This is a genomic window from Arthrobacter sp. 01N444, from assembly GCF_056399305.1.
Genome location: NZ_JBFTRB010000003.1, coordinates 350,971 through 365,497 on the forward strand (window position 1 = coordinate 350,971; position 14,527 = coordinate 365,497).

Here is a 14,527-nt window from a genome sequence, read left to right on the forward strand (position 1 = left end):
CCGCGGACATGACTGAGGAGCTGCCCAAAGCGGTCAGGTCGTGAGAGAAGCCAGCCTTGGTCGCGGCACGTAGGGGCCTCCGGCAAATGATGCGGTTAACCAGCACGCTGGGAATTGGCTGGCGTCGTGGGTTGGAAAGCCCTGGGCGTTGCCTATTGTGCGGATGAGTGGGGGCGGGCCTGGTCTTGCCCACGGACGAGCTCGAATGGAACTTCTTGTGAAAGAGCCACGGTGAAATGACGAAAATTTATCAGGGATCTTGGCTGACAGTATTTACAGCAGTGACGTATTAGGCGAAGCCGGCGACCGAATCTACTGCGTGGTGTTCGATGGCCACGGGGGAGCCGACCGCTCCGACGATGATGGCGAAAGGCGCGAGTTTGGGGAGTCCGTCGGGGTTTCGCGTCGCGCTGCCGGGGTGCTGGACAGGCTGCTGAGGCGCTTTGCATCGGGGTCATCGAAGAGGTGGTGGCCTTCGCAACGTCGGCGGCGCGCTGGGCTGGGTTGCCGGACTTGAAGATGCCCGAGCCGACGAACACACCGTCAGCGCCACCCTGCGTCATTGTCGTGGTGTCGGCCGAGTGGCGGCGCCGCCGGCGGTGAACAGGACCACGGGGAGCCTGCCGGTGGAGGCCCTTTCTCAGCGTTTGATTGTCCGCCCCTTCCCCGGCCGCCTACACCGCTGCCTACGTCGGGTAGATGGCGATGGCAGCGGCCTTGATGCGAAGTAGACGGTCATTCCGGGCGTGAGGCCGAGGTCGGCTGACGCCGCGGGAGTGATGTCGGCGGAGAGGCCACCAGCATGGACCCGGATCTGATCGCCGTGCGGCTCAAGATCCGTGATTCTCACTGCGAATGAGTTCCGCGGGCTGCCGTGTTCTTCGGTGAGGAACACGGATACTGCCGAGGGGGGAAAGACCGCCACACCGTCCTGCCCGGGACCGACGGTGCCCGAAGGTTTCCCCGGCCCGGACATCGAAGGAGAGGTCTTTGATGACCGTCGTGTCCCCGAAGTCCATCCGGAAGTCCTTGATGTGTACCAGCGGCTCCGCGGCCGCGCCCCCCGACGTCATGCCCACTACTCGAACCGGACACTGGTCTTGGTTCTGCCCCGGCCGCGCCACGCATCCCGCGGCCCGTCAGAGTCGAGGCGCCGTCAGATCAACGCTGGCCTACCACTCACATGCGCAGGCAACATGAGGTCTGGCGTTCTTCATTTTCCTAACCAGAGGGCGGCAACTGCGCCGAGCAACCACGCGGCAAGGACCAGAGTGTAGACGATCGACAGTGCGAAATCATGCTCGAAGGGCCAGATGGTTTTTCCTCTACGCATGTAGGGACCCCGTTCGACTCCCAGGGAAGCTTCGAGTGCCCGGGCTCTGCTGATCAGATCGTCGTAGAGCTGGGAGTTGCGGATATCGTAAATCCGGATTCCGACTGTAATACCGAATCCCACGATTGAGGCAAGGAAGACCAAGAGGGGTGGTCTATCCCCGCGGGGGGCAGTGAGGAGAAGGGTGAGAGCTAGACCGCTGACTGTGGGGACGATGGTCAGAAGTTTAAAACGGACATCCGTGAGTGCCCGGATCTGACTGCCGAGCTCGGCATAGACAGCCTTAGGCATATCCGCAAAGGCTGAGTCCAAGTTTCCAACGGCTTGGGCGGTGAACACGTTCTTTCCGCTGGGGCTTGCCTGACGCTCATCCCCGAGGTGGAGAGTGATATATCGCGACCACTCCGCGGAGATAGGCGACTGGTGGACTTCAATCGACATAACTGCGCGTGAGTGGCCTTTAGCGAGCAGAAACCATTTGGGCTGGCTAGCGCGGGAGGACCCCTGATGGGCCGACATCCACGAATCAAGGGGATGATCCTGATGCGGCAGGATTTCTACATCGAGAGAGTCACGGCTTCCCAGCTTAGGTAGGTCAAACGCGGTGCGTTGGTTCCTGGGGTCGGCGAGTCCTTGGACGCGCCACGAGCGGGTCACGGTATGGTTTTCATCACCCAGCAGCGCTATTTGCGCCCCATCGCGGGGAACTCCAAGCAATCGCCGCATGTGATAAGTGAATGAGCCCAACACGCGCCTTGCGTGAGGAACTGAAGAGACCGAAAGCGGGTCCTCCAATGTCGGGCCATGAAGTCAACCTACTCCCTCAACTTAATTGTGGATGCAGTCCTCCGGCTTCAACGCCTCTTCGCTCATGTCGCCCCCTCGTGTTCTGAATTGGATAACTAAAGCAAAGCGAATGCCCTCAAGAATCCGAAGGCATACCTGTTGATTACGGAAACCTAGCCCGGTGGCGTTACTACAGCGTTATTTCGCAGTCAGTTCCCGTTCTTTGACCCTCCCCTGGGCCGCGCGACGAGCACGCTCCCATAGGCGGCTACCTTTGTCGGAAAGCCTAGGACGATCGTCGGCGGATCGATGACCGGATCCGCACCATCGGGCAGAACTCGCCGCCGGGCAGCCCCTACTGGCGCGGCTGTCTGCCGTGGAATTTGATCCTGGCTGGTGCTGAACCCAGGCTGGACCGGTCCTCGACGGCCCCGTACGGATGGTGAAGTATTCCGTCCGGGCCCGGTTCGTCGGCAGAAAAGGTCGGGTTCATCGAGGGCGTCCGAGCTCGGGTGTTCGACGGCCGTGCCGTGGCCGCCAGCATCAGCGAATAATTGCCAATAGTGGGCAGTCTGTCCCGTTGGATCACTACCTGGAGGTCCGTAAGACCAATCCCGGTGCGTTGGGCTGCCTCCCGCCGGGTTAACGACGACGCGGACGGGACCTGTGAACTTCACACTTTAGGTCAAACACAATCCGGCGCCGAACACCCACCGCCGACACACGCAAACACGCGGGTCAGCACAGAAAATTATGGATTCGGCCTGATTTTCTCCGGGTGTAGAAGACCGTAAGTGACGAAACTCCCGCTAGGTCTGGCGAAGCCAGTTGCCCGGCGTGGATTCCGGCCAGCGCAGTATTCCCGGGGATTCGCCCATGGTCACTGTCAAAGCCGCCCAACGCTCGGCAAAGGCCACCGCGCCCCGGTCTTCACCCCGGGAGCCGGTGCCGTCCGGCTCGGCAGCCAGCCAGGTGAAGGACGCCAAGGCCGTCCCGCGGGGGTCGGCCGCTTGCCATTGCAGAGCCGCCGTAGAGGCCTCACATTTTGAGGCCAGCCGGCCCACCAACGTCTGGTCGAGCATCCCCGAGCTGCGCAGCAGGACATACGGAATCTGTGCGACGGGTGTCCGGGCCCCCAGCCACTGCCATCCGTCGCGCTCGGCTGCCGGCAGGGATGCCGCCGCAACTTGGAAGATTTGCTCCTCGACTCCGGCAATGGCAATCCGGGAAACAGTTTCATCAGCCGGACTCCGGGTGCCCGGCCCGCCGGCAGGCCTGATGAGCCAGGACTCCGTCTCGGTTTCCGGACCGGCGCGCAGTTCATGCGGCAGCCCGCCGGTCACCTCACCGTAGAGCCTCTCAAAGGCGGCATAAATCGATTCGTCGTCGCACGGACCGCCGCGCAGCAGGGTCCCGGCGGGCAGGGTCCCGGCGTCAAAGGAGCAGTCGATCGCTTCGATCAGCCCTCCGGCGTAGTAAACATTCAGTCGATACTGATCACTGAACCGGCGGGAATCCACAGCAGCCGCAAAGCCGCCGCCGATCGCCGAGAGGGCCCGCGGCAGGCCCATGTCCATTGATCCGGAGCCGCTCTGCCGATGCGCCAGTACCGACACTGCGTCCTGTCCGTTCGCCGCGTCGGGGTGGAACCAGGTCACTGAACTCGCCCCCGGAGCCTGCGCGAGCGCCGTATCGAGTTCGCCCCAGCTGCCGCCGGGAACATGGCGCAGCCGCTGGATGACGCGGTAACCATGGCCGGCCAGCCCGCGCTCGACGACGGATGCGACGTCGTCGCGGCTGATTCCGCAGGCGAAACTGACTTGGACCGTCAATGCTCCGTCCTCTCTTCCGGGCCGCGGGCCGGTGCAACGCCGGTGAGCACCGGTTTGGGGACCACCCAGACTCCGTCGGCGCATTGGATGGTGATCTTGGAGACCGTCGTGCCTTGGTAGTAGGGGCCGAGCGGGTGGTCCCCAGGCCTCGTGGGACCGATGTTCCAGCCGGCTTTTACTTCCTCGACTGACTTTCCCGGGATCGAGATCTCGACTTCCACCTGAGTGTATCCATGGTTATTGGCCTTGGTCAGCGCCTCCTGTGCCGCGAATCGCGCTGAGCCGGTGTTGGCCTCGGCGCTGTGTGCCTTGATGGACAGCGGCCGCGCGGGCACGCCGATGGTGCCGTCGATACCGGGATAAGTGACGTTGCTGGCCGAATCACCGAAGACGTGGACTTCCTCGCCCGTTCGGGCGGCGATCCGTTGGGCCGCAGCGATTTCGGCCGGGTCCGGCGGCACTGATTCATAGTGTATGGTGATGTTTCCTTCCCGTCGGACGTTTTTCAGGGTGGGGCGCAGCGGGTTGTCGCCTGCGCGGGCCCGCAGCCGCTCGGCCTCCTCCCCGCGTGCCGTCTCGGTCGCCTGTTTCTTGGTAAAGTGTTCGGCTACTTTCTGTGCCCGTTCCGCAGTCATGGACTTCAATACGGTTTCCGGGTTGCCGCTGTCGGCACGGATTTCCCCCATCCAGCGGTCGAAGCCGATCCGGACATTTTCAGGCAGTCCGCTGCGCACCGATGCCTCCAACGGTCCGGGATTGACGATGGGCCGCGGCACGGGAGGCACCGTTTCCCTGGGCAGCCGGACGCCAGCGTAGGCGTTGGGGCCCGACGGCGTTTTGCCCGGCAGCCGCACTTTGGTTCCGGCGATTTCCCCCGCACGGTAGGCGCGGCTGCCGAGCAGCAGGGTTGTCACGTTTCCGGCCCCCTCGCCGAGCTGCGATGAGCGCGCCTCGCTGCCCAGTTTGGCATCGGTGCCAAGGCGCCGGCCGTTGATGCCTTCGACCAATTGGCTGACGCCTACGATGTCCCCAGCGGAATGCACAATCGTGACGGGGATGGGCACGTCATAGCCGGATTTTTCGATCTCCTCGCGGCGGCCTAGATACGAGCCCACGCCGCCGACGGCGGCGACGCCGGCCAGCAGCCAGGTCGCCTGGCCCAACGTGATCACTTCCGCGCCGACAAACAGCCCTACGAGGCCGATTACTAGCAGCCCCTTGCCCACAGTCGCGCCGAACGAGGCGAGCACGCTGCCCGGCAGGAGCTCATTGCGGTCGATGTGTTCATGTTCGAGCGGCTGCCGCTGGGCGGCGGCGATGGCCTTCGAATAGCCCGAATGCAGCAGATCCACTAGGACGGACTTAGGTGAAGTCGTCAGGAAAGCGGCATCGAACATGTGCCCCGCAGCCCAGCTGACGAGTTCCCCCGCCAGGGAATTCAGGACCAGTTGCAGCTGCGGATCACCGGTGACCAGGATGTCCTCGCCCTTGGAATCGACAGGTATAACGTAGGGGAAGGTCCTTGAGGAGTAGCCCCAAAGCCCGCGTGCCAGGGCATAGAAGGAGTCGAAGTGCTCTGCCCGCTTCTGCTGCAATTGGGGGGAATTCTGTGTTGCTTCTTTTTGCGCAGCGAGCTGCTTCCGGGACGACTCCTCGATATCCTTCCTGAGCTTGCCCACCCACAGATCCGCATAGATCTTCGCCAGATCGGCCGTCAGGAACGCCGGCGTGTCCTTGGTCCGGTTATACCAGTCCAGGAACTGCCGCAGGGTCTCGGCGGTGCGTGACTTCTCCTTGGGGTCGGTCAGGCCTGCAGCCTCGGCGTGCCTGCCCTTGATGAACCGCAGGAACTCGTCCGTCTTTTCCGACCGCGGGTCGCTGGGCTGCTGGGGCCGGTTGAGCGACTGCGCCCACAGCTCGGGCGGGGTGATGGCCCTCAGCTCGGTCGTGCCCTGATGCTCATCGAGCCATTTGTGGTACCGGAGTACGGCATCCGCCGGTTCGGTGATTCCGTGCAGGTAGTTCAGGAAGTTCCCGTAAGTCCGGTCCAGTTCGCTGGGCTGGATCTGGGCGAAGACCTCCGGTGCGCCTCCCGGCGGAGTCAGTCCGATCCGCGGATGGGCCAGCAATTGTTCGCTGACAAACCGCGCGGCGATCCTCTCGGCTGCTGCTGGTGGGGAGAGCCCGGCCAGCGGAATGCTGAATTTGTTCTGCCCATCATCGATGTCGATGGCGCCCAGGGAGTCAATGACGTAGCTGCGTGAATACATCGGTTCCGCCCGTGCATCCGCGGACGCCTGCACGGTGAGCGAAATCCGGTCTCCCGCGGCGAGGACGGCGGCAGCTACAGGCGGCGCCGGTGCCCGCTGGATTCGGCCGGCCGCAGGCGCGCGTTCCTGCTGCATAACATGGGTGAGTTCATGGGCCAGCAGGGCCCGGCCCGATGCGCTCCCGGGTGCATACGCGCCGCGTGCGAACACAATATCGGTCCCGAGCGTGAAGGCCCTGGCCCCCAGGGCTGCGGCGGAGTCCGCAGCATTCTGATTGCTGTGGATGCGGATCCGGTCGAAACCGCGGTGGAACCGGCCCTCCATCAGCGCCTGCGTACGCTCATCCAGCGGCTGCCCGCCGGTCCGCAGGCCCTTCCGCGCCGCGGTCGGCGCTTCTGCAGGCGTCACCCTGGCACCAACGTCCTCGCTGCCGCGGACCGGCGTCGCCCCAAAACCGTGTTCGACCGCCGCGGCTTCCCGCTCGGCAGTGCTGTCATCGGCGGGGCTGTCACGGCCGGGGCGCTCAGCCGTCCCGCCGGGAGCCATGATGCTCAGCCTGCTGAATCGGTGGCCGATGCCGGCATTGAGGGGTACGGCGCTGTCGGGGCCTTTGACGGCCGCTCGCCGTCCGGGAAACCAGGCGTTCTCCCGGCCATTGCGATCCGTGCCGGAAGTCACGGATCCTGGCGTGTCCTTCCTCACCGGGTCCCGACTCGGCGACGGTTGCAGTTGCGCGCTTCTCTGTCCCATCCTGGCTCCTAGCGCCATGACGGCCTTGGTATCCTCGGTATCCGGTCCGGGATATGCGTCAGGTCCAAAACCCATTGCACAACGCTGTGCGCCCGACCGTCAAGGACCACAAATCCGGCTTCGCATTTAGGCGTGGTTGGGCGGTTTTCCCGGTACGGCCGGCGGCCGCCGGCTGAGAGCAGCATGCGCAGCCGGTAGTTCGAGAAGCTCTTGCAATCCTCCGGGTCAGCTCGGCCACCAGTTTCCGGCCAGTGTCGGGCTTTCCGGCTTGCCGGCCTGTTGGACCAGGGACTGCATGCGGTCTTTCGCAGCGGCCGCGTCCGCTAAGGATCCGGTGGAAAGCAGAGCCCGGAGCTGTTCCTTGACCAGCCAGGCGGCATGGAGTCTGCCGGTCGGATTTTCGGTACTGAAGACTGTGCTGAGTCGGGCGCGTCCACGATCCGAGTGCGTGTCCCCTGCACGCAAGAGCAGGCGCCGGTTGGCCCAGACCGGGTCGATGGAGCGTCGCCGCCTTCCATGGACCTGCTGCGTCACACGCTGCCGGACCTCGGTGAGTATATCGTTGCCGAGCTTGACCAGATGAAACGCATCAACCGAGACGGCGGTGCGCGGAAGCCACATCCGTAAGGTTTTGCGGAATGCCGCGGACGGATCGATGGCGACGACCTGTACGCCCAGACGCCACTCCAGCGGCCGGGCGAAGAGCCAGTTTCCGACGCCTTCGCTGTCGCGGCCGTCCACGATCCCCAGGACCTAGCCGCTGTCCAGATCGACGATCGTGGTCATCCGCGGCTCGTACCATTTCCAGGCCTTCGTTTCGGGGTCGCGGAAGAACCGCACGGACCGGTAGCGGTGTTCATCAATGCCCAGCATCCGCGGCGCGAGCATGTCCACGTCCGGCAGCGTCATTGCCGCGGAATCCAGGGCTCTCTGCACCAACCACCACGAGACCCCAAACGATGCCGCCGCCTCGGAAGCCGCCCTTCCGGAACCGATCACGGCCCTCACGAGCGGAACCATGAGCCGCCGCGTGATCGTGCGCCATAACCACCTGGCGGCGGAGTTCAACGGCGCGGCGTTCAACGTCGGCGTCACCTTCGCCCCCCTCAACTCGCCGTTGCCCGCCCAGCCCTTGTGGCTCATCACGGAGAACGTGATGGAGCCGGCGGCGATCAAAGTCGACGTTCCCGCGCGCGGGTCGGACCAGGTCGGCCCAGCCGCAGTCAAAGCGAGAATTCGCGGGCTAACCGATAATTTCGCTTGACATGATAGGGGAAAAATTGCTATGAAGGTTGCGCGTGAGTAGCTATTGGTTAGGCTGCCGAGTGGTTCGTCAGAGCGACGGTCTACAGCTTGGGTTACACCGAGATGCCCGTTTAACTGATTTCGCTAGAAGGTAGAAGGGTTCGAATCCTATGTTCACGTCGAAGACGAGGCTTCCGGGTCTCGTCTTCGCTTATAATTTCCCGTTGTGCGTGACGCGCACGAACCACGACCCTCACTCACAGGTATCGGTCGACACACCATGAGCGCCCCTCTCTTGTCGGTACGGCACAAGCTTCACGACGCCTATTAGGAAGCGGCATGCGCGGCCGCTCTCGTTGCGATCCCGGAAGCTAAGCAAGTCTTGGTGCCAACAAAATTCCTGCCCTTCGATCGACGGTTCGCGGCGCGCGAAGGATGACGTAGCGGCTTCGGGCTGTACGGCAAGTTCGTTTTTCGCTGAGGCTGGGTCGAGCGTGTCGGTGCCTGGCAATGCGCGAACCTGTTCCTTCACGCGCCAAGGGGCCCTGAGCCGGGCGGTGGGGTCATCGATGGCGAGATCCACTCTCGCTGGCCCGGCCCCGGTATCAGAGCCTCTCTCGCTGGCACGTGTCAGCAGACGGGCTCCGTCCCTGCCGGGCTGCTTTGGACTTCCTGGCTGAGGCGCTGGCGCAGGTCGATAAGCATGTTGTTGGACAGCAGCGTGAGGTCGAGGGAGTCGACCGCGACTGCGATGGGAGGCCACCGCATTCGCAACCCGCAGGCGGTTCGATCCCGGTCAGCCCGACAATGCGCTTAATTAGTCAGGGGTCAATTCCTTGGCGGCAGTGTCCGAGTGGGAACATGGGTCGAAATCAAGTCGTGACAGGTCTGTGTTGGCCCAGGAAAGCTCCACGCCGTGTAGTGTACGGCAGTCTACTGTACGTCCAGCAGCCATAGCGCTACCCAAGTGTTCTTATGGGTCCCTCGAATACCGCTGGGTGCGCAGCTTCGAGAGTCAGTGCGTAGACTCCCGCCCCGCATGGGTCTACGATACATCCACTGCATTTGGTCGGCCTGTCCAAAAAACGACCTCTATCGGCGTGATACTGAAGGTGGTGAGACCTTGCGGGTAGACGTTGTCACCGTTGCATACAATTCCGGCTCAGGTGTCGAGGCACTCGTTGGGTCCCTTCAGAGTCGACGTCACCAAGTCACCATACGACTCTTCTTGCATTCTAACCACGGACCGACAGTCGCTGCGTGCGAATGCCATCACTGGCATCGTGGACCGCCCTGACACGGAAGTGCTCGGAGTTGTCTGCACAAACGGTCGATTTGTTCGAAGTCGCGTGCACCAATCGTCATTTTGTGTGAAGTGGCGTGCACAAACCGGCGCTGACGCTAGGGACTTTCAGGCGTTCTGCTGGTTCTCGGCGGTCAGCGTCTCCGGTGGACGGGGCGCCAGGTAACGGTAGGGGCTGGAGCGGGTGATGCCCGTGGCTTTGACGATCTCGGAGATGGACCGGTCCTTCTGGTCGCGAAGGTGTTCTGCGTAAGCGAGCTTCGCTGAATCGACCACGCTGGGCCGAGCGAGGCGATGAACTTGTCTTCGGACACCGATCAGCACTGCGCAGAGTCGCCTAGATCAACGAATCTATCTACGACTCCGATTCAACAGTCACCCACGCGATGCTCGCCATTGATTCTGTCGCGAGGTGGAAATCGTAGTCATTAATGCCAGGAGCATAAATACTCAGCCGGAAACCAACTACGAATGCGACGAAGTCACCCTCCGCCGTAGATTGGGACGGATAGCTGAAGGAGAGCGCCGGCGGAAAGGCGACGATAGTCTTGTCCCAACTGTTCTGACTGAGCTTGAACTCTTCGAATGGCCTCGAGACCCGGACGCGGGCCTCGTTCTGTGGTCCAAGATCGACATTCCAGAACGAAATTAGCGATGCATCTGCACTACCAACTACTGGTAGTTCACCAGCATCCGCGTTGAGCGAACGCGCAACGGCAGACAGCGATGCGTATACTTCGTGCGACGACCAGCCCCACTCGTTGTTTCTTCTGCCCGACACACGAAGGCTGATCGCACCGAATTGGACGCCCAGCCGGAGCGGCCCTGAACTCGGAGACTTCGTGAGAAAGTACCAAGTCGACTCCACACCACCAAAGGCGTGGTCGTTGTCTCCCGGGTTATCGACGCGGATGGCGCAGGCTAGATGTGCTGAGCCACCGAACGTTCCAGCCGCCGATTGCTCGGTCGTTGAGTTGGAAGAGTTCGATGGGACAGTGAACGGTCCGCTGTTCAGTGGAAGCAGATCGATGCTCGACACTATCAGTGGATTAGTCACGATGGCCTCTCTCCAACACGATGGCCTCTCTCCAAGGTCTTCACAACCTCCCAGGCAAGCTTTGCGTTCTGTGTAACGATTTCGATTAGCTCGCGTTCGGCGATCGCTTGACCTTCAAAGAAATCTGTAATCGAGGAGCCACGTCGGATGAATGCTACGGTCTCGCTGACTTCGCTACCTCGGTTGAAGGACGGCCTTCGTAGCCGAATTCGGGCGAATTCTTCCTCTGCCATCTCAACGCGTGAACGATCCAAAGCGCGAAGTGCGTCTAACCGAGAGGTTAGCGTCGCCGCCAACTCTGGATCATGGTCCAAGTTGCGCAAGAACGGGTTGTCCATCACTCTTCCTCCGTCACGGGTCGGCTGCCCTGATAGTCGCGCATTCCCTCCGAGAGCGCAACCAAATTGGCGTTCGAGCGACCATCGCCTCCTGCTGTGATGGATGTTCTTCATGCTAAGAATGGCGAGATGTCGCAAACCTTCCCGGGTTTAGGGGGTAGCGCAGACGTTTAGGGGGTAGCGCAAACGACGACTTGTGAACACCGGCCGGTCGCTACTCCGCTGCACTAATGTCGCTTCTATTCGGTACTCCTGTTCCCAAAGGAGGCAGGCATGGACGCCGATCCAGTTCGCATTGTTGCACAGGGACAGCTGACGATGCCGGATGCCGCATGGGAACAGGCTCGGAGCCGGGCCGCAGTGATCGGGTCGTTGGCGGCACGGGGCACCACAGGGATTGCGGACGCTGACAGGGCCGCCGCGGAGCTGGGTGCTTCCCGCCGGCAGGTTTACGTGCTCTTGGGCAGGTACCGCCAGGGTTCTGGTTATGTTTTCGATCTTGCGGTGCGCCGTTCAACTGGTGGCAAGGGTGGGAACCGTCTGGCCGGCAAGCTCAACTTCTACGTCGCGCTCGTCGACGACGTGCTCCGGCGCGGCCACCATAACGAAACCATAGGAATCCTCATCTGCGGCACCACGAACGACCGCAGCGTACGGTACAGCCTCGGACGCTCCACATCACCCATGGCCGTCGCCGCCTACACCTACGACAAATTGCCACCGCACAACAAGCACTCCCCAACGAAGGGGATCTCGTCGCAGCGTTGGGATGGGCCGAACCTGGGACGTCCGGCGAGGCACGCACGCAGAGGCCTGAAGTAACGTCTGCCCCAAAGGTGATAACACACGCGCGGCCTCGGGCCAGACTTCCAGTCCGACCTCTCCCATATTGTCCTCATCATGACCACCTACAATTCGGCGGAGCTAGCCACCCTGGCTGAACAGATTCCTGTAGCAGCGGCCGACCGGGGTTTGTTGTTCGTTGCCGATGCCGAATTCAACAAGGAAGCCGACGTGGAGCTGAGCGCAGCCACTGTTGCACTCGATGCAGCCCTGGCCATAGCTGCAGCCGCCCAGGCACCCTTTGTCTCGCTTAGCGAAACTAGGTTCTACGCAGAACTGCTTCGAAGCGTGATGACTGACGAGGAGACTGATGAACTTCCCCGCAAGGTCGCGCGCGTCCTAACCAAAGCCAGTTCTCACGTTGGTGAGATTGAGGTGCTGACCTTACGGTGGCCGGCGCATGGGCTCATTTTCGAATGGACCGCGTGTGCGGACTGGCACGACGAGCTCTGGGACAAGCTCTCCGAAGCCAAGGCGGAAGTGTCCAGGAATCCACCGAAGAGCTGGAAGAGCGACAGAAGGTTAACAACAAGCAGTTGCGGAAGTTCGAAGCCAAGCTTGCCGCGTCAAGCGAGTTCAGGGGTGCATCCGTTCGAAAGCGCCGCGCAATCGCCGAGTCGATAGCGGGGACTGTCTCTGACGATCTGGTGGATAGTTGGGGCTTTCGCACTGCCATAAATGAAGCCGGCAGGGTGGCGAAGAGGACTGCTTACGAGTACGAACGCATATTCTCATCGCAGTTTTCTGAGTTGGCTGCCGAGCTTGTTGGGCGGCAGGACTGGCGAAGCGCACGAACGGCAAGCGGTATGCGAGAGGCAACGCTGAAGTTTCTTAAAGAAAAGGCTGATGGATATCGGCTCGGAACGGCATTCGTTGAGGAACTGATGCAAGCCGCTCTGCGGTCTTAGAGGCCTTCCAGGAACGGTTCCACCAGACCGACTGTCCAGCCGTCATCTGGACAATCGAGTGGCGATTGATCGAACGCGCTAATGCTGTGGGGCACGTCGTTTGAGGGTGCTGATTGGTTCAGCGGGCCCACCAAAATGGACTGCCGAGACAGCGCTGATGTGCGATTCCGCCGCGGTCACAGGATAGGCTTCGGGACCAATTGGCGGGTCCCCCAAAGTGGCCTACATGTCCCCGTGACGGGGGGAACGCCGCAGCCGTGGTGTAAGTTGCAGTCTCGTCAGACAAGAACACTCGAAAAGAGAAGACTCAAGTGGCAACCGATTACGACGAAGTGCGTTCCGACGTCAAGGAATCACGGGACCGGTCCCTGGAGGCGCTGCAGTCCGCTAACGCACCGGATGCCCGCAGCGTCGTCCGTGAGCTGGACGATTCCGACGCAATGGATGAGGCCATGACCCCCAGCGGAGAGTTCGTCGCCGACGAACTTGTTCGGGAGATTCCCCAGGCCGAGGGCGAATTCACCTGTTACTCTTGGCGGCGCTCGGAGCACAACATCTGGACCGACCATGCCTCGCTCGACCTATCGGACGCGGAGTGGCTCTCGGTGTTCGTCGTCTGACGCTGTGGGTGATAAGAATCCCTGAGGAGCTTGTTGTCGTCGCTGCCGCAACTGCAGTGGTTGGACATCCGGTGGGGCCCGGAAATCAATCGACGTGGTCAATGCTTGCTCGAACTTTGACCTACCTCGCCGTCAACCAGTCCGCGGCCTGCATGATCTGTCTGCAGCCTGCGGCTGCTTAGCTTCTATCGATTGCCGCAGGTTCGGTCGCTGCCTTCACTCGCGGACCTTGTGCATCTCAAGCGTTTGGAAATCGGATCGGTGAGGTCTCTCCGGGTTGGACCCCCTCCCCGAAGCGCCGTGCTTGGAGGAACTGTTGCTTATCAGGGCAGTTCCGTTGTCGAGTACGGACTCGGAGGTGATCGCGGCCCGCCCAAGGATTTAGGCCTTTGAAAGGTTCTGAGAAGATGTGCCGAACAAGGATGAGTTGAGTACACCGCAGGTCATTTTCGGCCGGCACCGACAACCAGATCCTAAGTTTTGTAGAGCGTCGTCGCTCAAGTCAGAATTCCAGAGTCTCGACGTGTCGGAGGGACGGTGCCGACTCTTGGGTAGGGTCATATGCGAGCGGCAGGGGAAATGCTGCCAGGAAGGCGCCCGCGTCGTACTCGAAAGGAATCCAACAGCTGTCCACTGCCTCAATAACGGCACCCCAATCTGTGCACTGATTGCGCTGCTGTGAGTACGCCCAGAAAAATGGTCTTCGCCCTCCGGCATAGAATTCCCACACCCGCGGATCGGTGGTGCACGGCTCCGACAGCACGACCTTAATGACCCCATTCTGCGCACCAGACTGATAGCCAAAGTTGAGCGCTGGAATACCGTATGCTTCCGCGATTACTACGCCATGGAAGCTCTGTGACGCAATCCTCTTGCATGAGCGAATGAGCCGCAGCTTGGCGAGCAGTCCGCGCCATGTCGGCTCATGCCACGTATTGATGACTAGCACGCTGCTCGCGTCGGCAGAATTGACGAGATAACACAGGCTATCCGCGTGCGCCGGAGCGTCGGGGTGGTGGCCGGACACATCTCCGATGTGCGGGATGACGCCGAGCTCGTAGCGCTTCCTGACAGGTTCATCAATGATCGATGGTAGTAGCCACACAGGGTCGCCATAAACTTCGGGCACCTCGATTCCGGCATCCCGGTAGTGCTGGGCGCTGATCGGCCCACGCATCGCGCGGACGTCATAGGCCGTCCTCTCTGCGTTTTCGGCGAATACGCCGCCCCGAGCGTAGGTCC

Annotated in this window: 13 protein-coding genes and 3 pseudogenes; 4 read left to right on the forward strand and 12 right to left on the reverse strand. The window is 61.8% G+C overall.

Going from position 1 to position 14,527, the window contains the following annotated elements; genetic code table 11:
* Positions 1 to 447: 447 nt before the first annotated feature.
* The 8 genes and pseudogenes from AC1DKN_RS06210 to AC1DKN_RS06245 all read right to left on the reverse strand — a co-directional run.
* A pseudogene (locus AC1DKN_RS06210) lies at positions 448 to 640 on the reverse strand (pyridoxal 5'-phosphate synthase lyase subunit PdxS); the annotation flags it as partial.
* A 46-nt stretch (positions 641 to 686) separates the two neighbouring features.
* Positions 687 to 943: pseudogene (locus tag AC1DKN_RS06215) on the reverse strand (TOBE domain-containing protein); the annotation flags it as partial.
* A gap of 7 nt (positions 944 to 950) precedes the next feature.
* Positions 951 to 1,073: pseudogene (locus tag AC1DKN_RS06220) on the reverse strand (ABC transporter ATP-binding protein); the annotation flags it as partial.
* Positions 1,074 to 1,213: 140 nt separating this feature from the next.
* Positions 1,214 to 1,774 (reverse strand): hypothetical protein, encoded by a 561-nt coding sequence (locus tag AC1DKN_RS06225; RefSeq protein ID WP_476870752.1) that lies wholly within the window; start codon positions 1,772 to 1,774, stop codon positions 1,214 to 1,216.
* 1,154 nt (positions 1,775 to 2,928) lie between these two features.
* A complete protein-coding gene (locus AC1DKN_RS06230; protein WP_476870753.1) occupies positions 2,929 to 3,951 on the reverse strand; it encodes a hypothetical protein in 1,023 nt (340 codons plus the stop codon).
* Positions 3,948 to 6,899 carry an eCIS core domain-containing protein gene (locus AC1DKN_RS06235; RefSeq protein WP_476870754.1) on the reverse strand — a complete coding sequence of 984 codons (2,952 nt, stop codon included), beginning with the start codon at positions 6,897 to 6,899 and terminating at the stop codon, positions 3,948 to 3,950. The genes AC1DKN_RS06230 and AC1DKN_RS06235 overlap by 4 nt, the downstream gene beginning before the upstream one ends.
* A 297-nt stretch (positions 6,900 to 7,196) precedes the next feature.
* The gene (locus AC1DKN_RS06240; protein ID WP_476870755.1) at positions 7,197 to 7,712 is read right to left on the reverse strand and encodes an ISL3 family transposase; all 516 of its coding nucleotides are present in this window, start codon (positions 7,710 to 7,712) and stop codon (positions 7,197 to 7,199) included.
* A gap of 12 nt (positions 7,713 to 7,724) precedes the next feature.
* Complete coding sequence (locus AC1DKN_RS06245) at positions 7,725 to 7,880, reverse strand: hypothetical protein (RefSeq protein WP_476870756.1); 156 nt, start codon at positions 7,878 to 7,880, stop codon at positions 7,725 to 7,727.
* On the opposite strand from AC1DKN_RS06245, the gene AC1DKN_RS06250 reads away from it, so the two are divergent.
* On the forward strand, positions 7,858 to 8,235 hold the full coding sequence (locus tag AC1DKN_RS06250) for a hypothetical protein (protein WP_476870757.1): 378 nt from the start codon (positions 7,858 to 7,860) through the stop codon (positions 8,233 to 8,235). The genes AC1DKN_RS06245 and AC1DKN_RS06250 overlap by 23 nt on opposite strands.
* Positions 8,236 to 8,846: 611 nt before the next feature.
* Here AC1DKN_RS06250 and AC1DKN_RS06255 read toward each other — a convergent pair.
* The 3 genes from AC1DKN_RS06255 to AC1DKN_RS06265 all read right to left on the reverse strand — a co-directional run bounded on the left by AC1DKN_RS06255 (position 8,847) and on the right by AC1DKN_RS06265 (position 10,558).
* Positions 8,847 to 8,984 carry a hypothetical protein gene (locus AC1DKN_RS06255; RefSeq protein ID WP_476870758.1) on the reverse strand — a complete coding sequence of 46 codons (138 nt, stop codon included), beginning with the start codon at positions 8,982 to 8,984 and terminating at the stop codon, positions 8,847 to 8,849.
* Positions 8,985 to 9,627: 643 nt separating this feature from the next.
* On the reverse strand, positions 9,628 to 9,795 hold the full coding sequence (locus AC1DKN_RS06260; RefSeq protein WP_476870759.1) for a helix-turn-helix domain-containing protein: 168 nt from the start codon (positions 9,793 to 9,795) through the stop codon (positions 9,628 to 9,630).
* A gap of 79 nt (positions 9,796 to 9,874) precedes the next feature.
* On the reverse strand, positions 9,875 to 10,558 hold the full coding sequence (locus AC1DKN_RS06265; protein ID WP_476870760.1) for a hypothetical protein: 684 nt from the start codon (positions 10,556 to 10,558) through the stop codon (positions 9,875 to 9,877).
* 629 nt (positions 10,559 to 11,187) lie between these two features.
* Here AC1DKN_RS06265 and AC1DKN_RS06270 point away from each other — a divergent pair.
* From AC1DKN_RS06270 to AC1DKN_RS06280, 3 genes are all read left to right on the forward strand, one after another.
* The gene (locus AC1DKN_RS06270; protein ID WP_476870761.1) at positions 11,188 to 11,736 is read left to right on the forward strand and encodes a PDDEXK nuclease domain-containing protein; all 549 of its coding nucleotides are present in this window, start codon (positions 11,188 to 11,190) and stop codon (positions 11,734 to 11,736) included.
* 78 nt (positions 11,737 to 11,814) lie between these two features.
* Complete coding sequence (locus tag AC1DKN_RS06275; RefSeq protein ID WP_476870762.1) at positions 11,815 to 12,381, forward strand: hypothetical protein; 567 nt, start codon at positions 11,815 to 11,817, stop codon at positions 12,379 to 12,381.
* A 595-nt stretch (positions 12,382 to 12,976) separates the two neighbouring features.
* Positions 12,977 to 13,285: a DUF4193 family protein gene (locus AC1DKN_RS06280; RefSeq protein ID WP_476870763.1), complete on the forward strand. Its 309-nt coding sequence runs from the start codon at positions 12,977 to 12,979 to the stop codon at positions 13,283 to 13,285.
* Positions 13,286 to 13,787: 502 nt separating this feature from the next.
* Here the strand turns inward: AC1DKN_RS06280 and AC1DKN_RS06285 are convergent.
* On the reverse strand, positions 13,788 to 14,527 hold a 740-nt coding region (locus tag AC1DKN_RS06285), incomplete at its 5' end, for a polysaccharide pyruvyl transferase family protein (protein WP_476870764.1).

Coding starts and splice junctions, on each gene's coding strand:
- AC1DKN_RS06225 (WP_476870752.1), bottom strand. CDS start 1,774: ATGTCGATTGAAGTCCACCAGTCGCCTATCTCCGCGGAGTGGTCGCGA.
- AC1DKN_RS06250 (WP_476870757.1), top strand. CDS start 7,858: ATGTCCACGTCCGGCAGCGTCATTGCCGCGGAATCCAGGGCTCTCTGC.
- AC1DKN_RS06245 (WP_476870756.1), bottom strand. CDS start 7,880: ATGACGCTGCCGGACGTGGACATGCTCGCGCCGCGGATGCTGGGCATT.
- AC1DKN_RS06255 (WP_476870758.1), bottom strand. CDS start 8,984: ATGCGGTGGCCTCCCATCGCAGTCGCGGTCGACTCCCTCGACCTCACG.
- AC1DKN_RS06270 (WP_476870761.1), top strand. CDS start 11,188: ATGGACGCCGATCCAGTTCGCATTGTTGCACAGGGACAGCTGACGATG.
- AC1DKN_RS06275 (WP_476870762.1), top strand. CDS start 11,815: ATGACCACCTACAATTCGGCGGAGCTAGCCACCCTGGCTGAACAGATT.